Here is a 23,045-nt window from a genome sequence, read left to right as displayed (position 1 = left end):
GTTTTTCGCGTGGGGGGTGTTGTTGGTCCTCACGATTGAGGCAACCGCCGCCGTGTTTTTTTCCACCCCCCCCCCCACCCCCCCCCCCCCCCCCCCCCCCCCCCGCCCGCCCCCGCCCCCGCCCCCGCCCCCGCCCGCCCGCCCCCCCCTCGCCCCCTCACCTACCTCGTCGATCATGGAGTTGTGGTGGTGGACGTAAGTCGTGAAGGCACCTGTATCGGCCACCACGCCTCCTTGATCGACATCGACATGGGCGGGTGGCGCCCCGGCTTGTTGTTTTCGGGCTCGTGGGGGAGGTCGACCGGTAGGGTCCGGAGGTGGCGGGACTCGGTGGTGGGGGTGGGTGTGCGGGATCTCCGATACAAGATGATCATGGCGTTGAACGCCGCCGATCTGGGCGACCCGATCTGCGAGCAGGTGGCCGACATCTGCGCCGAGATCGCCGAGCAGCACTGCGCCGAGTTCGGTCACACGCCGCAGCTGCGTACCGGTGAGATCGCCGAGCTGGCCACCGGCGAGCCGGCCCTGACCTGGGCGCCGTCGATCCCCGACGCCGGGCAGCGTCCCTGGTGACCGCGCCTGCGGTTGACGTCCGCCGAGCCGACGACCGGTTCGCCACCCGGATCTCCTGGCTGGACTCCAAGCACTCCTTCTCGTTCTCCCGGCACTACGACCCGGCCAACACCCACCACGGCCTGCTGCTGGTGAACAACGACGACGTGGTCCGACCGGGGGCCGGCTTCGAGACCCACCCGCACCAGGACATGGAGATCGTCACCTGGGTGCTGCGCGGCTCGCTGGTGCACCAGGACTCCACCGGCCACTCCGGGGTGATCTACCCGGGCCTGGCGCAGCGGATGAGCGCCGGCACCGGCATCCTGCACTCGGAGAAGAACGACGCCTGGCGACTCAACAACCAGGAGCCGCACAGTGACCCGGTGCACTTCGTGCAGATGTGGGTGCTCCCCGACGAGCAGGGCGTCGACCCCGGCTACGAGCAGCTGGAGATCGAGGACGAGCTGTTGCGCGGGGGCCTGGTGCCGATCGCATCCGGGATGGACCGCTACGACGGCGCGTCCGCGATCCGGATCCGCAACCGGTACGCGACCCTGCACGCCGCCCGGCTGGCCCCCGGCGACGAGGTCACCATCCCCGACGCGCCCTACGTGCACCTCTACGTGCCCAATGGCACGGTGACCCTGGAGGGCAGCGGCCCGCTCGGCACCGGCGACGCGGCCCGGCTCACCATGACCGGCGGCCGACGGGTCACCGCCGACGAGCCGGCCGAGATCCTCGTCTGGGAGATGCACGCCACGGTCGGCTGACCGCCACCCGCGCGGAAGACGCCCCCGCGCCCCTATGATCTCGCCCGAACACGGATGTGGTGGCCTCCCCACCGGGGGAGACCACCACATCGAGGATCGAGCACGATCACGGCGGCGCAAGGCGCCGCGCCGGCTACGCCGGAGACTCGGTGCGGTCGGCGGCCCAGGTGGTGTGGAACGAACCGTCGCGGTCCACCCGCTGGTAGGTGTGCGCGCCGAAGTTGTCCCGCAGGCCCTGGATCAACGCGGCGGGCAGTCGCTCCGCGCGCAACGCGTCGAAGTACGCCAGCGACGACGAGAACGCAGGCGTCGGCACACCGGCCCGGGTCGCGTCGGCCACCACCCGCCGCCAGCTCGGCACGCCGGCGCTGACCGCCTCGGCGAAGTACGGCGCCACCAGCAGCGTCGGCAGGTCGGGCTGCTCGTCGTACGCCTCGCGGATCCGGTTGAGGAAGCGGGCCCGAATGATGCAGCCGCCCCGCCAGATCGTCGCGGTGCCGCCGAGATCGATGTCCCAGTTGTATTCCTGGCTGCCCGCACGGATGTGGTCGAAGCCCTGCGCGTACGCGACGATCTTGGAAGCGAGCAGCGCTCGGCGGACATCCTCGACGAACGCGTCGCGGTCGGCCACCTGCCACTTCTCACCCGCGTCAGGGAACGCCTGGCGGGCCGCCTCGCGCTGGTCGACGTGCCCGGAGAGCGAGCGGGCGAAGGTCGCCTCGGCGATCCCGGTGATCGGGATGCCCAGGTCAAGGGCGCTCTGCACGGTCCATCGACCGGTGCCCTTCTGCTCGGCCCGGTCCTGCACGATGTCCACGAACGGCCGACCGGTCGCCGCGTCGGTGTGCGCGAGCACATCGGCGGTGATCTCGATGAGGAACGACTCCAACTCGCCGCTGTTCCACTCGCGGAAGATCTCCGCGATCTCGGCCGGCGTCGCGTCCAGGCCGGCCCGGAGCAGGTCGTACGCCTCGGCGATCAGCTGCATGTCGGCGTACTCGATGCCGTTGTGCACCATCTTGACGAAGTGCCCGGCGCCGTCCGGCCCGACGTGCGTGCAGCACGGCACGCCGTCCACCTGGGCGGCGATCTTCTCGAACATCGGCCCGAGCTTGGCGTACGACTCGGCGGAACCGCCCGGCATGATGCTCGGCCCGCGCAGCGCGCCCTCCTCGCCGCCGGAGACGCCGGTGCCGCTGAAGTGCAGCCCCTGCGCGCGGAGCGCCTCCTCGCGACGACGGGTGTCGGCGAAGTGGGCGTTGCCGCAGTCGACGATGATGTCGCCCTCGTCGAGCAGCGGCACCAACTCGTCGATCACCGCGTCGGTGGGCGCGCCGGCCTTGACCATGACGATGACCGCGCGGGGTCGTTCCAGGGACGCCACGAAGTCGGCCATCGTCTCGCCGGGGACGAACGTGCCCTCGTCGCCGTGCTCGGCGACCAGGCTGCGGGTGCGCTCCGGCGAGCGGTTGTGCACTGCCACCGTGAAGCCGTTGCGGGCCAGGTTGCGGGCCACGTTGCGACCCATCACCGCCAACCCGGTCACACCGATTTGTGCCCTCGCCTGATCAGCCATCCGTGCCGCCACCTCTCGTCACACCACTATCAGCGTTTGGAAACTTACCGTGATGTGAGCCGATACGGACCAGTGATCGACGTCCCGTTACTGCACGTAATGTGGACGTCGCCGACGTCGGCTCGGGCTCCCGGCGGTGCCCCACAAGCTCCGCACAGGCAAACCTGTCGCCATCTCGCCCCGCGTACGTCAGCCTTCGGCGAGACGGGCTTCGATTCGGGCGATCTTCCCGGTGAGCGCGTCGGTGACCCCGGGCCGAACATCGGCCTTGAGCACCACACTCACCCGGGGCGCCTGCGCGGCGACCACGTCGACCGCCCGTTTCACCACCGCCATCACCTCGTCCCACTCGCCCTCGACGGTGGTGAACATGGCATCGGTCCGGTTGGGCAGGCCGGACGCACGGACCACCCGCACCGCCTCGGCGACCAGGTCGCCCACGGATTCGTCACCGCCGAGCGGGGTGATCGAGAACGCGATCAGCATGTGCCGATCGTGCCAGGAAAAACGGATGCGCGTCCGGCCGGGCGGCGGCTAGGGTGCGGGTATGCGCAACTGACGCCCAACTCCGAGCCGGCCCGCCACCCCCATGCCGCGGTCCGTGCGCTCCCGGGCGTCCGCATTCCTCGTCACCGTCGCTACGCCGGTGGCCGTCGTGGTCGATCCGGGTCCGATCCGTCCGCCAGGACCGGGCGATCTCCAGCCCGGTCCTCGTTCAGCCGCGACCGCGCCGTCATCGGTGTGCCGCGACCGCCCCGGTCGCCGTGCGCCGGCTGAGCGGTTCGCCGAGAAGGAGGCCAGGATGCCCACCAGGCGAAACCCGAAGAACTCCCGTACTCCGGAAACCGTGCCGAGCGTCGAGGATCTGACGCCGGCCAACCTGGACCAGGTGGTGGTCCGGCCCGCGGTGCCGCCGTTGCCCATCGGGGGCGCTGAGCCGGAGGTCCGGCCGGTACCGCCCAAGGCTGGCCCGCCGGTCACCCACGGCAGGTCCGCCGCCGGGCGCGGCAGCCAGCGGGCCGGTCAGCCCCGCCGGTACGCCTTCCGGCGAAGCTGACAGGTGTAGGAGGCGGTCGGTTGATCCGCCGCCGCGCCCGGTGTGCGGTCCGTCGCCCACGGCGCCGGACCGCACACCGGCCTCAGTGATCGGCGCAGCAGGGTGTGGGGTCGGGCACCTCGAACGGGGCGACACCCCCCGAGTGGTGCGGCATCGCCACCAGCACCAGTTGACCGTCGCGCCACTGCGGCCGGACGAAGCCCCGGGTTTCCAGCGGCACCTCAGGCCCCGCCGTCGCCCCGCCGAGCAGCACGACCCGCTCGATGGCGCTCACGCCGACCACCTCGCCGACGGTCAGCGTGCCGACCATCCGGGCGACGCCGGGGTAGAGCACCGCCCGACCGGACCGGCGGGCGGCGTGTTCGGCCGCCGACCGGTCGGCGGCTGCCCTCAGTTCCGGCGGGGTGGTGGGCAGCCCGGCCAACCGGTCCGCCGCCACCGGAGCGGCGATGCTGAGTGCCACATGCGGGTACGGCGCCGTGACCAGGTGCGTGCAGGCCACCAGGTCCGGCAGGTCGAGCGACCCGAGCTGTTCGGTCAGCCAGTGCTCGGCCTCCCGGACCGTCCGATGCCCCAGGCTGAGGCCGAGAATCACAGCGGCAGCACCCAGATCGGGTTGGCGTAGAACCACAGGTCCTCCCACGGGTCCGCTGCGCCGGTGACGTCCAGCGCGGGGCCGAACGGGTCGACTCCCGCGCCCATCAGACCCGGCTGGCTGCGCTTGCCGTCCGTGCCCCGGACCCGCAGGTAGAACGGCTCGTCCACCCGGCCGAAGGAGTAGGTGAAGGAGACCTTGCCGGTGCCCTTGGCGACCTCGAAGGACTTCACCACCTTCGTGTTGGGGGCGGTGAAGGCGTCCTTGTCGGCGACCGCGCCGGTCACCTTGCCGGCGATCACGTCGACCCGGCTGAGCACCGGTACGAACTGGGACCAGTTCGGGGTGTCCGCCAGGTCGATGTCGATAGTCACCTCGACGCGCGTGCCGCGCTTGACCCGCAGCACACCACCGAGCGGCGTACCCGACCCCCGGCGCCGGTCACCTGCGACCCGGGCCCGGACGTCGAGGGCCTTGATCAGACCGGCGTGGTCCACCCAGACCCGGCCGGCCCGCAGGCCGTCCATGACGGCGCGGTAGCTGAACGAACTCGCTCCGACGTGGGTACGGCTGTACTGGCCGGGCCAGTAGTCGCCGGCGGTGGTGTTCAGCGGGCCGTACACCGGGTCGTTGTGCTTGCCGTCGAGGTCGAAGTTGCCGTCCGGCCCCCGCTGGGAGGTGGTCAGGTAGTTGACGTGCGAGTCGGAGTTGGCGCTGATCCACCAGGCCCGGCCCTCGGCGAGCAGGCTGTCCCAGAGCCCACCGACGGTGGAGGTCATCCAGTCGAACCCGCCCCAGGTGCGGTAGCTCTCCAGCGGGTAGCCGGGGAACGACGCCGGGGACGGGTTGTTGTCGTAGTAGCCACGGGCACGGCCGCCACCGGGCAGCCCGGCGGCCTGGTGCCCGGGAGCGCCCTCCATGCCGATCGCCACGCTCGGGTCGGCGTCGCGCCAGGCGCGGATCTCGTGGGGAGAGTCGATGCCCCGCCGGGCCGGGTGGTTCGCCAGGAACAGCGCACCCTCCACGCGGCGCTTGCGAACCGCCTCGCCAAGGAACTTGATGCCGGCGATGGCGAGCGCCTCGTTGGCCGGAGTGTTGTCACCAGCGTTCTTGACGCTGCCGTCGAAGGCGTTCTCGAACTCCTTGAGGACGGCGACCTCGTTGCGTCCCGGGTGGACGAAGACGGTGGCGTGCTCGGCGGCCGGGATGTTCCACTCCAGGCCCTGGTAGATCAGCAGGTCCTTGAGCTGCGCACGGGCTGCGACGATGTCCGGGTTCACCTTGTCCACGCCGATCTTGGCATGGGCGACGCTGCCGTGGTCGGTGACGACCATCCAGTCCAGGCCGTACGCCTTGGCGTGCTGGGCCTGGTCAACGACCCGGTACATGGCGTCGGAGCTGTACTGGGTGTGGATGTGGTGGTCGCCGGCCAGCCACTGGAACTCGCCGGTGCTGCCGTGATCGCCGCCCGGGCCGTGGTCGTGGTCCTTGCCGGTCGCGAACGCGGGCGTTCCGGCGGCCAGCACGGTGGTGGCGGCGCCGGCGCCGAGCAGACCGGCGTTGCGGAGGAAGCCGCGCCGGCTGAGGTCGGCGGGTGCCAGCTCGGTGTCCGGGATGGACTGGTCGAGCGCCGGGGGCAGACCCTCGCCCCCGACGAAGTCGTGATCGTGGTGATGCGCGTGGCCGTGGCCCATTGACTGCTCCAGTCGGATCATGAGATTTGTCCGCGGAACAATCTCGTCCGGCCAGGGGAACGCCGAGTGTCCCTGATGCGGCGGACATGCGAACATGCGACTCCGACGATGCTTTCGGCGCAGGCAAAATGGGCAGTGCAGGTCGGGGTCAGCCGATCAGTGGGCGGAAGGTGCCTAGGAGGATGCTCGTGGTCAGGGCGGCGCCGGCCAGCGCGGCCGCCCCGGCGATGAGCAGCCCGTCGGCGAGAACGAAGCGCTGGCGGCGGGCGACGGTCCGCGGTGTGCCGGCGTCGAAGCCGCGGGCGTCCATCGCCACGGCGAGTCGGGTGCCGCGACGGATCGCCCCCACCAGCAGCGTGAACGCGGTGGAGGTGAAGAGCCGCAGCTTCGCCACCGGGTTGCGTCCCGCGTCGACCCCCCGCGCTCGGCGCGCCATGCTGATCATCTGCCACTCCTGACCGAGGAGCGGCACCAGCCGGAACGCGGCCAGCGCCCCGATGGCGAAGCGGGCCGGCGCCTTCGCGTTCTGGATCAGCGCGTCGGCCAGGTCGGTGGGGTCGGTGGTCGCGAAGACGATCACACCGGGCAGCGCCACCGCGAACACCCGCAGCACCAGGCCGAGCGCGGTGAGCAGCACGCCGGTGCTCACCAGCACCGGTCCCGCGTCCAGCAGGATCCGGCCGGACCGGTCGGCGGCGAACAGCACCAGGGTGACCAGGATGCCGGCGGCACTGAGCAGCAGTGGCCAGGCTCGCCGGGCCAGCACCCGGTAGCGGATGCCGAACAGCGGCAGGACGGCCAGTTCGAGGGCGATGGCGATCGCCGGGGCCACCGGGTCCAGGGTCGCCAGCAGGGTGAACGAGAAGACCAGGGCGGCGGCGACCTTCGCCACCGGGTTGCGGCGGGCCAACGGCGCGTCCGGCGCGGCGACCGGCTCGATGCTGATCATCGGTCGTCGTCCGGGGTGCGTGACAGGGTGACGGTGCGGTCGGCGAGCGCGGCGACGAAGTCCGCGTCGTGGGTGACCGTGACCACGCCGTGCCCGGCGTCGCGCAGTTCGGCGAAGAGGTCGACCAACTCCCGCCAGGTCCGCCGGTCCTGGCCGAAGGTGGGTTCGTCGCAGATCAGCAGGCGTGGCGCGGTGGCCAGGGCGGTCGCCACGCTCAGCCGCCGTGCCTCACCACCCGAGAGGGTGTACGGGTTGGCAGCGGCGAGTCGCGCCAGCCGCAGCCGTTCCAGCAGCTCGGCCACTGTCTCCTTGACGGCTGACTCGGGTTGACCGGTCCGGCGGGGGCCGAGAGCCAGCTCGTCGAAGACGGTGCTCGTGACGAACTGGTGCTCCGGGTCCTGAAAGACCGACCCGATCCGGCGGGCCAGGGCGGGGGCGCGCCAGCGGTGCGGGGGAGTGCGGTGGTCCGCGCCGGCCAACTCGGCGGACGCGGTGACCCGCCCGGTGCCCGGCCGGAGCAATCCGCCGAGCAGCAACGCCAGGGTGGACTTGCCGACGCCGTTGGGTCCGCGTACGGCGAGCGCTTCGCCGGCGCGTACCCGAAGGTCGGTGGAGGCCAGCCGGGGTGGCAGGCCGAGCCGGTCGGCGGTGAGCAACAGCTCCCCGGGGCCGGCGGCAGCCGGGCGGGGGGCGATGGGGTGACCCGGCACCCACACCCCCTCGGCGGCCAGGGCGGCACCGTGCGCGGCGAAGACCGCCTCGGGTGTGCCGTCCGCGCGGACGCCGCCACCCGGCTCCAGGACGACCACCCGGTCGACCAGCGGCAGGGCCTCGGCGACCCGGTGCTCGACCAGGATCAGCGTGGTGTCGGCGTCCAGCGCGCCGGCCACCGCCTGCCGGATGAGGTCGGCCCCGGCCGGGTCGAGGTTGGCGGTCGGTTCGTCGAGCAGCAGCAGCGCGGGGCGCAGGGCGAGCGCGCCGGCCAGGGCGAGGCGTTGCTGCTCGCCGCCGGAGAGGGCCGCGGTGTTGCGGTCCCGGGGGTACGGGAAGCCCACCCGGTGCAGCGCTTCGTCGACCCGGGGCCAGATCTCGTCGGCCGGCACTCCCCGGTTTTCCAAGCCGAACGCGACGTCGTCGCCGCAGCGCGCCATCACGAGCTGGGTTTCCGGGTCCTGGAAGACGATGCCGACCCGTTCCCGCCCCTTGCGCGGGTCGAGTCCGTCGATCTCGACGGTGCCCTCCTGCTCGCCGGAGTCCTCGGGCAGCAGCCCGGCCAGCGCGCTGAGCAGGGTGCTCTTGCCGGCCCCCGACGGCCCGAGCAGCAAAACCCGCTCCCCGGCATCCACCCGCAGGTCGACTCCGCGCACCGCCCACGCACGCCGCCCAGCGTGCCGCCACCCGAACCCCCGCAGCAGTACCCCGCCCACCAAACCCACCCCCTCCCAGGTCCGCCCCCGGCCTGCCCCCGCCTACCCCGTTGATCAAGAGGTTTGCGTCAGAAAATCGGCTTCTGTTGACGCAAACCTCTTGATCAACGCCATCGGGTGGGGGTCAGATCAGGGCTCGGTCTCGGCCTGCTGGGAAGCGGTCCAGGACGCCGGTGTTGGCCAGCGCCTTCGTCAGCAGCCAGCCGCCTACGCCTGCGATCACGGTGGCGCTGACGATAGTGAGCAGCGCGTACGGGATGCGGTAGTCGGTCAGCGCGTAGTCGACGTTCCAGACGAAGAAGTCGAACAACGCGGCACTGAGGCCGGTCAACGCGCCGGCCAACACCGCGGTCGGCAGCCGGAACGACCGGTACCGGAAGGCGGCGAAGGCCAACTCGGCGCCGATGCCCTGGACGATGCCCTGCGGGATCACCGTGCCGGCCCACTGGCTGCCCAGCAGCGCGGAGAGGACCGCCGCCACCGTCTCGCAGTAGAGCGCGGCGCCGGGCTTGCGGATGACCAGCCCACCGATCACCGCCGGCATCAGCCAGACGCCGTAGAGCAGCGTCTGCGCCGGCGGGAAGAAGGCGAACGCACCCTCGGTGGCGCTCCAGACCAGGCCCCAGGCCCAGAAGATGACGCCGAAGGCGACCGCGATCACCGAGGCGACCACGATGTCGATGGTCCGCCAACGGTTGGTGTCGGTGGTGGATTTCATGGTTTGCTCCCAGTTCAAGTGAAGAGAACCAGGAGAAGACGCACGCCGCGTCCGGTGGCACCGGACTGCGGCGCGGCTGGAGGTCGACCGAACTCCCTGCGCTGGCATTACCCAGATCAGGTTCGAGGGTCTGCGGGCGTGCCCGCACTCTCAGCGCTGTGCGCTCCCCTGTCGGATGTGAAGTTGTCTCGCTGACGCTAACACCGATCCGGGTCGTGGGCCCAGCAGGGCATCCACCTGACCTGCGGGAGCGACTGGCCCGCCGCCGTCTGGGTACGCTTCCGATCATGCGGGTTGACGCACGAGGCTTCACGTTCGAGGTGACCGTCGACGGTCCGCCGGACGGCGCGCCCGTCCTGTTGCTGCACGGTTTCCCACAGCACAGCGGCGAGTGGGACGACGTGGTGCCGGCACTGCACACGGGTGGGCTGCGCACGTACGCGCTGGACCAGCGGGGTTACTCGCCCGGCGCCCGGCCCACGGCGGTGGCCGACTACCGGATCCCCGAGCTCGTCACCGACGTGGTGGCGGTGCTCGACGCGCTCGGGCTGGACGCCGTGCACCTGGTCGGCCACGACTGGGGCGCGGTCGTGGCCTGGGCGGTTGCCGCTCGCCACCCCGAGCGGGTCCAGACGTTGACAGCGGTGTCCGTACCGCATCCGGCGGCCATGGCGCACGCCCTGGCCCACGACGGACAGCAGAAGGCCCGCTCGTCGTACATCGCGCTGTTCCGCAAGCCGGACAAGGCGGGGAAGGTGCTGCTGGCGTGGCACGCCACCGCGTTGCGCAAGCTGCTCGGCGGGGTGGGCGACGCATCCCGGGTGAGTCGGTACGCCGACCCGATGCGCGAGCCGGGCGCGCTCACCGCCGCGCTGAACTGGTACCGGGCCATGTCCCGTGCCGATCTGGCCGGCATCGGCCCGGTCGCGGTGCCCACCACGTACGTCTGGAGTGACCGGGACGTCGCGATTGGTCGGACCGCCGCCGAGGCGTGCGCGGCGCACGTCACCGGGGACTACCGCTTCGTGCAGCTAGCCGGCGTGAGTCACTGGATTCCGGACACGGCGCCCGGCCCGCTCGCCGAGACGATCCTGGCCCGAGCCGGCGGAACGGCCTGAGTGGCGGTGGACGCCGACGGGCCGGCTGGCCCGCAATCGAACGACGGAGGACGTATGACGGTGAGTGCCGAGGACTACCTGGCCGTGGTGACCGAGACGATCGGCCGGGTGGCCGCCAGCCAGCGGGAGGCGGTGGGGCGGGCCGCCGACCTGATCGCCGAGGCCGTACGCGCCGACGGTGTGGTGCACGCGTTCGGCACCGGGCACTCGGAGGCCCTCGCCATGGAGATCGCCGGCCGGGCCGGCGGTCTGGTGCCGACCAACCGGATCGCACTGCGCGACCTGGTGCTGCTCGGCGGCGAACCGGCCGAACGGCTCGGCCCGCTGCTGGAGAGGGACCCGGCGGTCGCGCACCGCCTCTACGAGTTGGCCCCGGTGCGGCCCACCGACATCTTCGTGCTGGCCTCGAACTCCGGGGTCAACGGCGCGATGGTGGAGTTCGCCACGCTGGTGAAGGAGCGCGGTCACGGGCTGGTGGCGATCACCTCGGTGCAGCACTCCGGTCGGATGACCTCCCGGCACCCGTCCGGGCGCAAGCTGAGTGACCTCGCCGACGTGGTGCTCGACAACGGTGCCCCGTACGGCGACGCGACGCTGCCGCTGCCCGGCGGCGGCGCGGTCGGGGCGGTCTCCTCGATCACCGCAGCGCTGCTGGCCCAGCAGGTCACCGTGGAGGTGGTGGCCCGGTTGCTGGCGGCGGGGGAACGGCCCCCGGTCTACCTGTCGGCGAACATCCCGGACGGCGACGCGCACAACAACGAGCTGGAGGCCCGGTACGCGGGTCGGATCCGACGCGGATCCTGACGCCGGCGGCCGACGGGCGTCGCCGAGGTGAACGGCAAATGTCGTGAACCTGTTTCGCGCTCGGCCGGGTGGGGCATTGGCGTTGCTGCCGGCGGCCGGGACCGCGGCAGTAGCGTCTCACCGGAGGTTGCGCGTGTCCAAGGAGACCGAGAAGCAGCGCTGGCAGCGCAACTTCGCCGACCTGTTGCAGGAGTTGCGGGTCGCCCAGACCGGCGTGCAGATCCTCTTCGCCTTCCTGCTCACCCTGCCGTTCAGTAACGGGTTCACCGAGACCACCGAGTTCCAGCGGGACGTCTACATCGTGGCGTTGCTCGCGGCGGCCGCCGCCACCGCGATGATCATCTCGCCGGTGGCGTTCCACCGGGCGCTGTTCCGGCAGGGACGCAAGCCGGAGCTGGTCCGCTTCGCGCACCGGATGGCCACCGGCGGCCTCGCCTTCATGCTGATCGCGATGGTCAGCGCGGTGCTGCTGATCACCGACTTCGTGCTGGACCGGCCGATCGCCTTCGTGCTCAGCGCCCTGACCGGGCTCTGGTTCCTCGCCCTCTGGATGCTGCTGCCGTTCGCCCGGCGCAACTGGGGCGAGGAAGACATCGATGACGACGACGACGATCCGGACAACACGGCCGGTCGCTGATCGCGACGATCTGCACGCAGCGCTACCCCTGGGTAACAACCGGGGGTAGCGTGACGGTAGCCGCACCGAGCTTCGAGGGGGCAGCCGTGACCACGACGCAAAACGGCCGACCGGCACCGGACGGCCCCGACTCCGAAACCACCGCTGGCACCGCCGCGCCGCTGCCCGCGGAAGCCGGGCAGGTCTCCGAGAAGGAGGCCCGGCAGGTCGCGGAGGCCGCCCGCGAGTCCACCTGGGACCGGCCCAGCTTCGGCAAGGAGCTGTTCCTCGGCCGGTTCCGGCTCGACCTGATCGACCCGTGGCCCCGATCCGACCCGGACGACGTGGCGCGCGCGGAGGAGTTCCTTGGTCGGTTCCGCGCCTTCCTGACCTCCGAGGTGGACGGCGCGGCCATCGAGCACGACGCGTCCATACCCGACTCGGTGTTCCACGGCCTGGCCGACCTCGGCGCGTTCGGCATGAAGATCGACCGGAAGTACGGCGGTCTCGGGCTGAGCAACCTGCACTACTGCCGGGCGCTCATGCTGGCCGGTTCGGTCAGCCCGGCCATCGGCGCGCTGCTCTCGGCACACCAGTCGATCGGTGTGCCGCAGCCACTGAAGATGTTCGGCACCGCCGAGCAGAAGCAACGCTTCCTGCCCCGGCTCGCCGCCGGCGAGGTGTCCGCGTTCCTGCTCACCGAGCCGGACGTCGGCTCCGACCCGGCCCGGTTGGCCACCATCGCCGAGCCGACCGAGGACGGCACCGGTTACCGGCTCAACGGGGTGAAGCTCTGGGCCACCAACGGCATCGTGGCCACCCTGCTGGTGGTGATGGCCCGGGTGCCGGCCACGCAAGGCCGTCGGGGCGGCATCACCGCGTTCGTGGTGGACGGCGACAGCGCGGGCATCACCGTCGAGCGGCGCAACGAGTTCATCGGCCTGCGCGGCCTGGAAAACAGCCTGACCCGGTTCCACGACGTGTTCGTCCCCGCCGAGAACGTCATCGGCGGTGAGGGCAAGGGGCTGAAAATCGCCCTGACCACACTGAACACCGGCCGGCTCTCGTTGCCGGCCATGTGCGTGGGCGCCGGCAAGTGGGCGTTGAACGTGGCCCGGGGGTGGGCCGCCGACCGGGTCCAGTGGGGTCGGCCAGTGGGCGAGCACGAGGCGGTCGCGCAGAAGCTCTCCTTCATCGCCGCCACCACGTACGGCATGGAGACCATGCTCGACCTCTGCTGCCTGCTCGCCGACGACGATCGCAACGACATCCGGATCGAGGCGGCGCTGGTCAAGCTCTACGCCAGCGAGATGGCCTGGAAGATCGCCGACGAGCTGATCCAGATCCGGGGCGGCCGCGGCTACGAGACGGCCGACTCACTGGCCGCCCGCGGCGAACGCCCGGCCGCCGTCGAGCAGATGCTTCGCGACCTGCGGATCAACCGGATCTTCGAAGGCTCCACCGAGATCATGCACCTGCTGATCGCCCGGGAGGCGGTCGACGCCCACCTGTCGGTGGCCGGCGACATCATCGACCCGGACGCCGGGCTGGGTCGCAAAGCGCGAGCCGGCGCGCGGGCGGGCGCCTTCTACGCGAAGTGGCTGCCCACCCTCGCCGTGGGTCGGGGGCAGAGCCCTTCGGCGTACGCCGAGTTCGGCCCACTCGCCGCGCACCTGCGGCAGGTGGAGCGCTCGTCGCGCAAGCTGGCCCGGTCGACGTTCTACGCGATGTCCCGCTGGCAGGGAAAGATGGAGCGCAAGCAGGCGTTCCTCGGCCGCGTGGTGGACATCGGCGCCGAGTTGTTCGCAATGTCCGCGGTCTGCGTCCGGGCCACCGCCGAACGGGACAGCCGCCCGGAGAACATCGAACTGGCCGACCTGTTCTGCCGGCAGGCGCGGGTGCGGGTGGACGCCCTGTTCGCCGCCCTCTGGGACAACACCGACTCGGTCGACACCGCCGCCGCGAAGCGGATCCTCGCCGGCCGCTACGCGGGTCTGGAGGAGGGTGTGCTCACCCCGTCCGATGAGCTGCCCTGGGTGGCCCGCTGGTCGCCCGGCCCGTCCACCGCCGAGGACGTCCGCCGCCGAATCCCGCCAAAGCCGTAACCCCGCCCCCAGCACGCCGGCTCGTGCGCGCCGGTCTCGTGGGCGCCGGTCTCGTGGGCGCCGGTCTCGTGCGCGCCGGCTCGTGCGCGCCGGCTCGTGCGCGCCGGCTCGTGCGCGCTCCGACCTTCCACGGGCCGACTGACGCACGCAGGAGCGCGTTTTGCCCTGGTCGTCTGGCTTGATCGACTGCATATCGGCGAGGTGGTGGTATTCCGCCGCCCCGACACACCTACATCGCCGACCTGGAGTTGATCACTCGGCGTTCGCTGCGGAAGGGCTTCGCGGCAGCAGGGGTCAGCGGGAGACCGCCCAGGCCAGCACACCTGCCAGGATCAGACCGTTGAGCCCGGCCAACGCCAGGTACGCCGCAGGTGGGATCTTCTTGCCCCGCCGCAGGAAGGCAACCAGGACGGCGGCGTAGCCGAGCAGCAGGACGGCGATGACGACGAGGAAGTAGAACACCCGAAGACCTTAGCGGCCCGGGTCGCGCTGGCCCGAGTCGGCGCAGCGCACACGCCCAGCGAACCCCACCGCGCTTTCCCTTGATCAGGTGATGAAAAGTAGCTCAGAGACAGCGCGGAGACCTACTTTTCATCACCTGATCAAGGCGGGGCGCGGTGGTGACTCAGGGCGCGGGGCGCGGTGGTGACTCAGGGCGCGGGGCGCGGTGGTGACTTAGGGCGCGGGGTGCGGTAAGGACTCAGGGTGGGGCGCGGGGGGTGACCTGTGCGGGCGGGGTTAGCGGCCTCGGCCGCGGAGACCGAGTTGGCGCAGCTCCAACGCGGCCAGCGCGTCGACTGTGGCGTCGTCGCCGCGCCGCCACGCCTCGGCCACGTCCGGCGCGATCCGGGTCAGCCGGCCCAGTGGTTGGGTGGCCAGTGCCCGCAGGGCGAGCAGGTCCCGGCCGGCCGGCCCGGAGGCCAGCTTCGCCGCTGACCCGGCCCGACGCATCCAGCGCACCCGCAGCGGCAGCCAACCGAAGAGCACCAGGCCGAGCGGGAAGATCAGCACGGCGATGCTGAGGGCGAGCGCGAGCTGGTCGACCAGGTGTTGCTGGTCCCGGCCGGCGTCGGCGAGCCCTCGGGCGGCGTCGGCGGCCTGCCGGAAGGGTGCGGTCAGCTCGTCGCCGACCAGCGGCACCCGGCCGACCTTGCTGCCGGCGTCACCCAGGTTGTCGGCGAGCCCGCTACCGGCGCCCTCCAACTTCTGCCCCGGTACGGCGAGCTTCTGCACCAGGTCGTGCAGCCACAGCGCCCCGCGGATCGCCACGTACACCCAGGCGACGACGAGCAGGTCGGTGAGCAACTGACGGGCGGCGGTCGGAAACCGATCGGCATAGATTTTCACGCCGGACAGCGTGCCACGAACGCCCCGCTCGGTGTACCCGTCAAGTGAGGCCGGAACGCGACCGACCGTCGAGGCAACAACATTGCGGATCGCACCAGCCGCGGCGCTGCTGGTCAGCGCGGGCAAGCCGGGCAGGTGCCGAAGATCTCCAGGGTGTGGCTGACGTCGGCGTAGCCGTGCTGCGCGGCCACCCGATCGGCCCAGCTCTCCACGGTCGGGCCGGCCACCTCGACCGTGCGCCCGCAGGCCCGGCAGACCAGATGATGGTGGTGCCCCTCGCTGCACCGGCGGTAGAGGTGCTCACCGCCCGGCGGGCGCATGACGTCGATCTCGCCCGCGTCGGCCAGCCCCTGCAGGGTGCGGTAGACGGTGGTCAGGCCGACCCGCTCGCCGCGCTGCCGCAGCATGGCGTGCAGGTCCTGGGCGCTGTGGAAGCCCTCCATCTCGCCCAGCAGCGCGCTCACCGCCGAACGCTGCCGGGTGTTGCGCACCGCGGCGCTGCTCTCGCTCATGATCCCTCCCCCGCGTGGCTGACCGCGTCCGACACGATGTGCGCGACATGCTCGTCGACCAGGCTGTAGGCGATCTCCCGGCCTCGACGGGAGCCGCGCACCACGCCCGCTCCGCGCAACACCCGCAGGTGCTGGGAGACCAGTGGTTGCGCGGCACCGAGCTTCTCCACCAACTCGTGCACGCACCGCTCGCCGCCGGCCAACTCGCTGACGATGGCCAACCGAATGGGCGCGGACAGGGCGCGGAGTAACTCGCTGGCCCCGTCGAACCCGTCGTACCCCGTCGCGCTGGTCATTCCGCAACGGTAACCAATACCACGGACGTTTCGCTGATCAGGCTCAACTCAGCACGACCTCGTGCGGCTCCGGTGTCGGCGCGGCGGTCGGCGTCCTCCGGCGGCGCACCACCCGCCAAACACCGCCGACCACGGCCACCACCAGGAACGAGGCGATCGCCACCAGCACCACCGACGCGCCCGGCGCGGTGTCCGCCGTGGCCGCCACCCAGACCCCCGAGCCGGCGGCGAAGAGCCCGAGCGCCATCGCGGCAGCCATCGTGCTGCGGAACCCCCGGGTGACCTGCTGGGCGGTGGCGACCGGCACCACCATCAGCGCGCTGATCAGCAGCACCCCGACGGCCCGCATGGCGATGGTCACAGTGACCGCGGTGGCGACCGCGATCAGCAGGTTCAGCGTGCGGACCGGGAGGCCGGACACCCGGGCGTACTCCTCGTCGTGACTGACCGCGAAGAGCGCCGGGCGCAACGCGAGCATCGTGACCAGGATCGCCGCGCCAAGCACCGCGATGGTGGTCAGGTCGGCGGGCGAGATGGTGGTCAACGACCCGAACAGGTAGGCGTTGAGGTTCGCGCTGGTCGCGTCGGAGAGACCCACCAGGAGTACGCCACCGGCGATGCCGCCGTAGAAGAGCAGGGCCAGGGCCAGGTCACCCGAGGTACGCCCGCGGGCGCGGACGATCTCGATGGCGACCGCGCCGATGGTGGCGGCGATCACCGCGACCAGCACGGGGGAACGGTTGAGCAGCAGACCCGCCCCGACGCCGGTCAACGCCACGTGCCCGACACCGTCGCCGATCAACGCCAGCCGGCGTTGCACCAGGTAGATGCCGAGCGCCGGCGCGGCCAGGCCGATCACCAGCGCGCCGATCAGGGCGCGCTGCATGTAGGGGTACTGGAAGAGTTCCATGGGTCAGTTGCTCCACAGCCCGGCGGGCTCGTCGTAGCAGTGCGGATGCACGTGGTCGTGGTCGGGCTCCGCGTGATGGCCGGCCGGGTCCGGCACCGCGCCGTCGTGCGCGATGCGACCCTCGTGGACGACGACGGCCCGACTGATCACCGGGCGCAGCGGACCCAACTCGTGGGCGACCAGCAGCACCGTTCCGCCGTCGGCGACGAAGTCGCGCAGCGCACCGGCGAACGCCTCCTGGCTGGCCGCGTCCACCCCGGCGGTGGGCTCGTCGAGAACCAGCAGCTCCGGCTGGCCCGCCAGGGCACGGGCGATCAGGGTGCGCTGCTGCTGACCGCCGGAGAGCGTGGACACCGGGTCACCGGCCCGGTCGGCGAGCCCGACCGCGAGCAGTGCGGCGTCGACGGCGGCCCGGTCGGCTCGACCCGGCGGCCGCAGCACCCCCCGACGGGCCAGCCGGCCGGAGGCCACCACCTCGCGGACGGTGGCCGGTACGCCACCGCCGGCGCCCAGGCGCTGCGGGACGTACCCGATGCGGGCCCACTGCCGGAAATGGCGCAACGGCCGGTCGAAGAGGGTGACCGAGCCGGCGCTGATCGGCACCAGCCCGAGCACGGCGCGGATCAGGGTGGACTTGCCGGACCCGTTGGCACCGAGAATCGCGACCACCTCGCCGGCGGTCACGGTGAGCGAGATGTCCCGGAGCACGGGGCGGCCGTCGTAGCCGACCACCCCGTGCTCGACGGTGATGACAGGTGTGGTCACGAGCAGCTCAAGGCCGTCCGCAGGGTCTGCAGGTTGGTACGCATCACCGAAAGGTAGTCCTCGTTGCTGCCCGCGGCGAGCCCTTCGATCGGGTCGAGCACGGCGGTCTTCGCGCCGACCTGACCGGCGATGGTCTCGGCGACCTTCGGGCTGACCAGGGTCTCGAAGAAGATCGTGCTGGCCTGGTGCTCCTTCGCCTCCTCGATCACCTGCGCGAGGCGCTGCGGTGAGGGCTCGACGTCCGGGCTCAGCCCGGTGATGCCGACCTGCTCCAACTGGTAGCGGTCGGCGAGGTAGCCGAAGGCGGCGTGGCTGGTCACGATCTCCCGCCGCTGGCAGGTCGCCAGACCGTGCTTGAACTCGCCGTCCAGGGTCGTCAGGTCGGCGCGCAGGGTGGCGGCGCGGGCCGTGTAGTCGGCGGCGTGGTCCGGGTCGGCCTTGCCGAGCCGTTGGGCGAGCTGGTCGCCGATGCCGGCCAGCCGGGTCGGGTCGAGCCAGACGTGTGGGTCCTTGCCGCCGCTCTCCTCGGCGTGCCCCTCCTCGCCCTCGTGGTCGTGCCCGCCAGCGGACGCGTCCAACAGCGGTTGCACGCTGGTCACGTCGAACGCCCGGTCGCCGCCGTTCTGGTCGACGGCGTCGTCCACCGCCGGCTGGAACCCCTTGAGGTAGACGATCAGCTCCGCGTCACTGACCTGACCGACCTGGCTCGGGTTGAGCTCCAGGTCGTGCGGCTCGGCGCCGGGCTTGGCCAGGTTGGTCACCCGGACCGCGTCGCCGCCGATCCGTTCGGCCAGGAACTGGAGGGGGTAGAACGCGGCCACCACGTCGACTCGTTGCGGGTCGGCGCCGGCGGCACCGCCGGTGGAGCAGCCGGCCCCGGCACCCAGGGCGAGGAGGGCGGTCGCGGCGGCCAGGACACGGTACGTGGTGCGGTTGGTCATGTCCTCAACTGTCCGTGACAACGATAATGATTGTCAAAAACGCATGAGTGCATGTCAGAGGAGCTTCGCGAGGCCCACCGTCACCAGCAGGGTCAGCATCAGCAGGCGGATCAGCCGGGTCTGCGGCGCCTGAACCGCCCAGGTCGTCGCCAACAGTGCGATCAGGGCCGCGGCGAGCGCGAGCGTCAGCAGCCCGCCGATCACCCCCGGCGTGAAGAACGCCACCAGCACCACCACCAGGGTGAGCAGGAACACCGACGTCGGGTTCGCCCCGGCCAACCGGGCGAGCAGAGGGCGCTGCGTACGCTGCATCCCACAGACTCTACGAGGAGGAACCCCGGTGCTGGTGACCAACCGGTTCGTGGTCGACGTCGATGCCGCCGACGGCTTCACCGAACGGGCGCACGCCGCCCTCACCGCGCTGGCCGCCCGTCCCGGCTACCTGCGCGGTCAACTGGTCCGGGCGCTCGACGACCCCCGCTACTGGTCGCTGGTCACCGAATGGGAGTCGGTCGGCACCTACCGGCGGGCCCTGGGCGCCTTCGAGGTCAAGGTCAGCGCCGTACCGCTGCTCGCCGAGTCAATCGACGAGCCCTCCGCCTACGAGGCACTGGCCACCGCTGCCCCCGGTGGAGCCGTGGTCGTCGCCGAGAGTGATCGGGCTGCGGGTCCTTACCGCTGAGCGGTTGGACACTACGCTGCTCCTATGACCGCACCCGCCCCGCCGCCCGGTCCCGGGGTGGCGCCGCCGTTCGCCGCCCCGCCCACCGAGGGCCGCCGGACCCGGCTCTGGATCGGCCTCGGCGTCGGCGCGCTCGCCGTAGCGCTCTGCTGCGGCGGGGGCGGCACCGCCGTCGTCGGCTTGGCCGTGAGCGGGGTTCAGGCGATCCGGGAGCAAGCCCACACCGTGACCGGCGACTACTACCAGGCCCTGGTCGAGCGAAACTACGGGCGCGCGTACGACCAGCTCTGCGATGACGCGCAGCGGCGCGAGTCCCGGCCGGAGTTCGAGCGGCGCGCCGCCGCCGAGCCTCAGATCGCCGCGTTCCGGGTGGGCGAGGTGGACACCACCTACCTGACCGTGCCGGTCGACGTGACCCTCGACGGCGGCGACCGGGAACGGCAGCAGGTCAAGCTCGGCCAGGACGGGCAGACCGGCGGCGTGGAGGTCTGCGGGGTCAGCTGACCCGCCCCCGGTATTCTGCTGGGCTCGGGGGGACGGTGGTCGTACCGTTGTCCCGAACCGACCGTTCCATCCACATCTCGCCCCCGCCGACCGCCAGCCGGCGTAGGAGGAAACATGCCAGCCGACCGTATCGACGCCGTCGTCAGCCTCGCCAAGCGCCGAGGCTTCGTCTTCCCCTCCAGTGAGATCTACGGGGGCACCCGATCGGCGTGGGACTACGGCCCGCTCGGCGTGGAGCTCAAGGAGAACGTCCGCCGGCAGTGGTGGAAGACCATGGTCCAGCAGCGCGACGACGTCGTCGGCCTGGACTCCGCGGTGATCCTGGCCCGCAAGGTGTGGGAGGCGTCCGGCCACATCGCCGAGTTCGTCGACCCGCTCACCGAGTGCCAGTTCTGTCACAAGCGGTTCCGCGCGGATCACCTGGAGGAGGCGTACGCCGAGAAGCACGGCAAGCCGCTGACCTCGCTCGCCGAGCTGAACTGCCCCAACTGCGGCAACAAGGGCACCTTCACCGAGCCGAAGATGTTCAACGGCCTGATGAAGACCTACCTGGGCCCGGTGGAGAGCGACGAAGGGCTGCACTACCTGCGCCCGGAGACCGCGCAGGGCATCTTCGTCAACTACAAGAACGTCGAGACGGTCGCCCGCAAGAAGCCGCCGTTCGGCATCGCGCAGACCGGCAAGTCGTTCCGCAACGAGATCACCCCGGGCAACTTCATCTTCCGGACCCGCGAGTTCGAGCAGATGGAGATGGAGTTCTTCGTCGAGCCGGGCACCGACGAGCAGTGGCACGAGTACTGGCTCCAGGAGCGCTGGAACTGGTACCTCGACCTCGGCCTCTCGGCGGACAACCTGCGCCTCTACGAGCACCCCAAGGAGAAGCTCTCGCACTACTCGAAGCGGACGGTGGACATCGAGTACCGCTTCCAGTTCGGCGGCACCGAGTTCGCCGAGCTGGAGGGTGTCGCCAACCGCACCGACTTCGACCTCTCCACGCACAGCAAGCACTCCGGCGTCGACCTGTCGTACTTCGACCAGAGCAAGAGTGAGCGCTGGATGCCGTACGTCATCGAGCCGGCCGCCGGTCTGACCCGCGCGGTGCTCGCCTTCCTGCTGGAGGCGTACGACGAGGATGAGGCGCCGAACACCAAGGGCGGCGTGGACAAGCGCACCGTGATGCGGTTCGACCCGCGGCTCGCCCCGGTCAAGGTGGCGGTGCTGCCGCTGTCCCGCAACGAGGCGCTGTCGCCCAAGGCCAAGGACCTCGCGACGCTGCTGCGCAAGCGCTGGGTGGTGGAGTTCGACGACTCGCAGGCGATCGGCCGCCGCTACCGCCGGCAGGACGAGATCGGCACCCCGTTCTGCGTGACTGTCGACTTCGACACCCTGGACGACAACGCCGTGACGGTGCGCAACCGGGACACCATGGCCCAGGAGCGGGTCTCCCTGGACCAGGTCGAGCGCTACCTGATCGAGCGGCTCCCCGGCTGCTGAGACTCCGCGCACGGGGCCTCGGCCGACGCGATAAGCGCCGGTCGGGGCCCCGTACACTTGTCCGGTGACTGCCTCGACCGTGCCCGCGCTGCGCCCGCTGACTCTCGGCCAGCACCAGGTGTGGCCGCCGGTCGTGCTCGCGCCGATGGCCGGGATCACCAACATCGGGTTCCGTCGGCTCTGCCGCGAGCAGGGCGGCGGCATCTACGTGTGCGAGATGATCACCACCCGGGCGCTGGTCGAGCGTAACCCGAAGACGCTGCGCATGATCGCGTTCGGCGACGACGAGAAGCCCCGCAGCCTCCAGCTCTACGGCACCGACCCGGAGATCACCGCCGCCGCCGTGCGGATCGTCGTCGAGCGCAACCTGGCCGATCACATCGACCTCAACTTCGGCTGCCCGGTACCCAAGGTAACCCGGCGTGGCGGCGGCGCGGCGCTACCGTGGCGGCGCCGGCTCTTCGCGCGACTCGTGCGGGCCGCGGTGGCCGCCGCGGCACCGTCCGGCGTGCCGGTCACGGTCAAGATGCGCAAGGGCATCGACGACGACCACCTGACGTACGTCGAAGCCGGGCTCGCCGCCCAGGAGGCCGGCGTGGCCGCGGTGGCCCTGCACGGGCGAACGGCCTCGCAGCGTTACTCGGGCACCGCCGACTGGGACGCGATCGCCACGCTGAAGCAGGCTCTCGACGTGCCGGTGCTCGGCAACGGCGACATCTGGGAGGCCGACGACGCGCTGCGCATGGTGGCCCACACCGGCGTCGACGGCGTGGTCATCGGGCGCGGCTGCCTGGGCCGACCGTGGCTCTTCGCCGACCTGGAGGCCGCCTTCAACGGTCGGCCGGAGCGCCGGCTGCCCACCCTCGGCGAGGTGGCGGTGACCATGCGCCGGCACGCCGAGTTGCTGGTCGACCAGTTCACGGCCGGCGCCCGCAACCCGGCCCGAGGTGAACGGGACGGCTGCACCGACTTCCGCAAGCACGTCGCCTGGTACCTCAAGGGCTTCCCGGTCGGCGGCGAGCTGCGCCGCTCCCTGGCGATGATCGAAAGCCTGGCCCAGCTCGACGACCTGCTCGGCAAGCTCGACCCGACGGAGCCGTTCCCGGTGACCGCCCTGGGTCAGCCGCGCGGGCGTACCAACTCACCCGGCAAGGTCTTCCTGCCGGAGGGCTGGCTGGCCAGCCGGGACGACGACACGGTCCCCGAGGGTGCCGAGATGGACGACTCCGGCGGCTGAGCCCTCTGGCCGGTCGAGCGCAGAAACCTCGCGCGAACATCCCGCCGAGCGCTCGCTCGGCGCTGAGGCTGGCAGATGAGTTCGACGCCCTGTCGAGCTGATGTCGTAACGAATCACCCGCGTACGCCGCCGCGTCTCCAGGGCGACCGGCCTGGTCCGGTCGGACGACCCCTGACTCCGTTCGGGCCCGGCGAGGGCGCGTGGACAGCGCACCGGACATGCCGAAGGGCCGGGCCCCGTGGTGGGGTCCGGCCCTTCGGTCATGTGGTGGTGGTTGTGGGTCAGCTGGTGGCGTAGCCGCGGGTGGCGATCCAGTCGGCGAGGTGTTCGACGGTGATCCAGTAGGAGGCGGTGTTGGGGTCGGCGGAGTCGG

Annotated in this window: 26 protein-coding genes, 1 pseudogene and 1 riboswitch; of the genes and pseudogenes, 11 read left to right on the top strand and 16 right to left on the bottom strand. The window is 71.4% G+C overall.

Going from position 1 to position 23,045, the window contains the following annotated elements:
- Positions 1-372: 372 nt before the first annotated feature.
- Positions 373-573, top strand: coding sequence for a thioredoxin reductase (locus ACIBF8_RS31575; RefSeq protein ID WP_396787567.1), 201 nt, complete (start codon positions 373-375; stop codon positions 571-573).
- A complete protein-coding gene (locus ACIBF8_RS31570; RefSeq protein ID WP_396787566.1) occupies positions 570-1,325 on the top strand; it encodes a pirin family protein in 756 nt (251 codons plus the stop codon). The genes ACIBF8_RS31575 and ACIBF8_RS31570 overlap by 4 nt, the downstream gene beginning before the upstream one ends.
- 133 nt (positions 1,326-1,458) lie before the next feature.
- On the opposite strand, the gene gndA is transcribed toward ACIBF8_RS31570, so the two are convergent.
- Both gndA and ACIBF8_RS31560 read right to left on the bottom strand, forming a co-directional pair.
- On the bottom strand, positions 1,459-2,901 hold the full coding sequence (gndA, locus tag ACIBF8_RS31565) for an NADP-dependent phosphogluconate dehydrogenase (protein ID WP_396787565.1): 1,443 nt from the start codon (positions 2,899-2,901) through the stop codon (positions 1,459-1,461).
- 189 nt (positions 2,902-3,090) lie between these two features.
- Entirely contained in the window at positions 3,091-3,387 is a 297-nt protein-coding gene (locus ACIBF8_RS31560) for an MTH1187 family thiamine-binding protein (protein ID WP_396787564.1), read from the bottom strand.
- Between the two features lie 316 nt (positions 3,388-3,703).
- Here ACIBF8_RS31560 and ACIBF8_RS31555 point away from each other — a divergent pair, with 316 nt between their 5' ends.
- Positions 3,704-3,958, top strand: coding sequence for a hypothetical protein (locus ACIBF8_RS31555; protein WP_396787563.1), 255 nt, complete (start codon positions 3,704-3,706; stop codon positions 3,956-3,958).
- Between the two features lie 82 nt (positions 3,959-4,040).
- Here ACIBF8_RS31555 and ACIBF8_RS31550 read toward each other — a convergent pair whose 3' ends face one another.
- The 5 genes from ACIBF8_RS31550 to ACIBF8_RS31530 form a co-directional block, all read right to left on the bottom strand.
- The gene (locus tag ACIBF8_RS31550; RefSeq protein WP_396787562.1) at positions 4,041-4,553 is read right to left on the bottom strand and encodes a hypothetical protein; all 513 of its coding nucleotides are present in this window, start codon (positions 4,551-4,553) and stop codon (positions 4,041-4,043) included.
- Entirely contained in the window at positions 4,550-6,268 is a 1,719-nt protein-coding gene (locus tag ACIBF8_RS31545; protein WP_396787561.1) for a PHP domain-containing protein, read from the bottom strand. The genes ACIBF8_RS31550 and ACIBF8_RS31545 overlap by 4 nt, the downstream gene beginning before the upstream one ends.
- A 127-nt stretch (positions 6,269-6,395) precedes the next feature.
- A complete protein-coding gene (locus ACIBF8_RS31540; protein WP_396787560.1) occupies positions 6,396-7,196 on the bottom strand; it encodes an energy-coupling factor transporter transmembrane component T family protein in 801 nt (266 codons plus the stop codon).
- On the bottom strand, positions 7,193-8,623 hold the full coding sequence (locus ACIBF8_RS31535; RefSeq protein ID WP_396787559.1) for an ABC transporter ATP-binding protein: 1,431 nt from the start codon (positions 8,621-8,623) through the stop codon (positions 7,193-7,195). The genes ACIBF8_RS31540 and ACIBF8_RS31535 overlap by 4 nt, the downstream gene beginning before the upstream one ends.
- Positions 8,624-8,747: 124 nt before the next feature.
- On the bottom strand, positions 8,748-9,341 hold the full coding sequence (locus tag ACIBF8_RS31530) for an ECF transporter S component (RefSeq protein ID WP_396787558.1): 594 nt from the start codon (positions 9,339-9,341) through the stop codon (positions 8,748-8,750).
- A gap of 75 nt (positions 9,342-9,416) precedes the next feature.
- Positions 9,417-9,521: riboswitch (TPP riboswitch) on the bottom strand.
- Positions 9,522-9,628: 107 nt separating this feature from the next.
- Between ACIBF8_RS31530 and ACIBF8_RS31525 the strand changes: the two genes are divergently transcribed.
- The 4 genes from ACIBF8_RS31525 to ACIBF8_RS31510 all read left to right on the top strand — a co-directional run bounded on the left by ACIBF8_RS31525 (position 9,629) and on the right by ACIBF8_RS31510 (position 13,984).
- Positions 9,629-10,459 (top strand): alpha/beta fold hydrolase, encoded by an 831-nt coding sequence (locus ACIBF8_RS31525; RefSeq protein WP_396787557.1) that lies wholly within the window; start codon positions 9,629-9,631, stop codon positions 10,457-10,459.
- 54 nt (positions 10,460-10,513) lie between these two features.
- Positions 10,514-11,263, top strand: coding sequence for a sugar isomerase domain-containing protein (locus ACIBF8_RS31520; RefSeq protein ID WP_396787556.1), 750 nt, complete (start codon positions 10,514-10,516; stop codon positions 11,261-11,263).
- A gap of 133 nt (positions 11,264-11,396) precedes the next feature.
- Positions 11,397-11,900 (top strand): DUF6328 family protein, encoded by a 504-nt coding sequence (locus ACIBF8_RS31515; protein WP_396787555.1) that lies wholly within the window; start codon positions 11,397-11,399, stop codon positions 11,898-11,900.
- An 86-nt stretch (positions 11,901-11,986) separates the two neighbouring features.
- Positions 11,987-13,984, top strand: coding sequence for an acyl-CoA dehydrogenase family protein (locus ACIBF8_RS31510; RefSeq protein WP_396787554.1), 1,998 nt, complete (start codon positions 11,987-11,989; stop codon positions 13,982-13,984).
- Positions 13,985-14,278: 294 nt separating this feature from the next.
- Here the strand turns inward: ACIBF8_RS31510 and ACIBF8_RS31505 are convergent, their stop codons facing one another.
- From ACIBF8_RS31505 to ACIBF8_RS31470, 8 genes are all read right to left on the bottom strand, one after another.
- Positions 14,279-14,446 (bottom strand): hypothetical protein, encoded by a 168-nt coding sequence (locus ACIBF8_RS31505; protein ID WP_167393621.1) that lies wholly within the window; start codon positions 14,444-14,446, stop codon positions 14,279-14,281.
- Positions 14,447-14,722: 276 nt separating this feature from the next.
- Positions 14,723-15,331, bottom strand: coding sequence for a hypothetical protein (locus ACIBF8_RS31500; protein ID WP_396787553.1), 609 nt, complete (start codon positions 15,329-15,331; stop codon positions 14,723-14,725).
- Between the two features lie 113 nt (positions 15,332-15,444).
- Entirely contained in the window at positions 15,445-15,843 is a 399-nt protein-coding gene (locus ACIBF8_RS31495; protein WP_396787552.1) for a Fur family transcriptional regulator, read from the bottom strand.
- Complete coding sequence (locus tag ACIBF8_RS31490) at positions 15,840-16,139, bottom strand: metalloregulator ArsR/SmtB family transcription factor (protein ID WP_030491812.1); 300 nt, start codon at positions 16,137-16,139, stop codon at positions 15,840-15,842. Before ACIBF8_RS31490 ends, ACIBF8_RS31495 begins: the two co-directional genes overlap by 4 nt.
- Before the next feature lie 43 nt (positions 16,140-16,182).
- Positions 16,183-17,049, bottom strand: a complete 867-nt coding sequence (locus tag ACIBF8_RS31485) for a metal ABC transporter permease (RefSeq protein WP_396787551.1) — start codon at positions 17,047-17,049, stop codon at positions 16,183-16,185.
- Positions 17,050-17,052: 3 nt separating this feature from the next.
- The gene (locus ACIBF8_RS31480) at positions 17,053-17,814 is read right to left on the bottom strand and encodes a metal ABC transporter ATP-binding protein (RefSeq protein WP_396787550.1); all 762 of its coding nucleotides are present in this window, start codon (positions 17,812-17,814) and stop codon (positions 17,053-17,055) included.
- Positions 17,811-18,755 carry a metal ABC transporter substrate-binding protein gene (locus ACIBF8_RS31475; RefSeq protein ID WP_396787549.1) on the bottom strand — a complete coding sequence of 315 codons (945 nt, stop codon included), beginning with the start codon at positions 18,753-18,755 and terminating at the stop codon, positions 17,811-17,813. Before ACIBF8_RS31475 ends, ACIBF8_RS31480 begins: the two co-directional genes overlap by 4 nt.
- A gap of 54 nt (positions 18,756-18,809) precedes the next feature.
- Positions 18,810-19,067 carry a hypothetical protein gene (locus ACIBF8_RS31470; protein ID WP_357936188.1) on the bottom strand — a complete coding sequence of 86 codons (258 nt, stop codon included), beginning with the start codon at positions 19,065-19,067 and terminating at the stop codon, positions 18,810-18,812.
- A 28-nt stretch (positions 19,068-19,095) separates the two neighbouring features.
- Here ACIBF8_RS31470 and ACIBF8_RS31465 point away from each other — a divergent pair, with 28 nt between their 5' ends.
- The 4 genes from ACIBF8_RS31465 to dusB all read left to right on the top strand — a co-directional run bounded on the left by ACIBF8_RS31465 (position 19,096) and on the right by dusB (position 22,672).
- Positions 19,096-19,437 (top strand): antibiotic biosynthesis monooxygenase family protein, encoded by a 342-nt coding sequence (locus ACIBF8_RS31465; protein ID WP_396787548.1) that lies wholly within the window; start codon positions 19,096-19,098, stop codon positions 19,435-19,437.
- Positions 19,438-19,461: 24 nt separating this feature from the next.
- The gene (locus tag ACIBF8_RS31460; RefSeq protein WP_396787547.1) at positions 19,462-19,941 is read left to right on the top strand and encodes a hypothetical protein; all 480 of its coding nucleotides are present in this window, start codon (positions 19,462-19,464) and stop codon (positions 19,939-19,941) included.
- 114 nt (positions 19,942-20,055) lie between these two features.
- Positions 20,056-21,435 (top strand): glycine--tRNA ligase, encoded by a 1,380-nt coding sequence (locus ACIBF8_RS31455; RefSeq protein ID WP_203150767.1) that lies wholly within the window; start codon positions 20,056-20,058, stop codon positions 21,433-21,435.
- A 64-nt stretch (positions 21,436-21,499) separates the two neighbouring features.
- Positions 21,500-22,672, top strand: coding sequence for a tRNA dihydrouridine synthase DusB (gene dusB, locus ACIBF8_RS31450; protein ID WP_396787546.1), 1,173 nt, complete (start codon positions 21,500-21,502; stop codon positions 22,670-22,672).
- Positions 22,673-22,953: 281 nt separating this feature from the next.
- Here dusB and ACIBF8_RS31445 read toward each other — a convergent pair.
- Positions 22,954-23,045, bottom strand: a pseudogene (locus tag ACIBF8_RS31445) (phytochelatin synthase); the annotation flags it as partial.

The sequence above is a fragment of the Micromonospora sp. NPDC050276 genome (assembly GCF_044459545.1).
Lineage (GTDB): Bacteria > Actinomycetota > Actinomycetes > Mycobacteriales > Micromonosporaceae > Micromonospora.
This window is presented reverse-complemented; position numbering and strand designations above follow the sequence as displayed.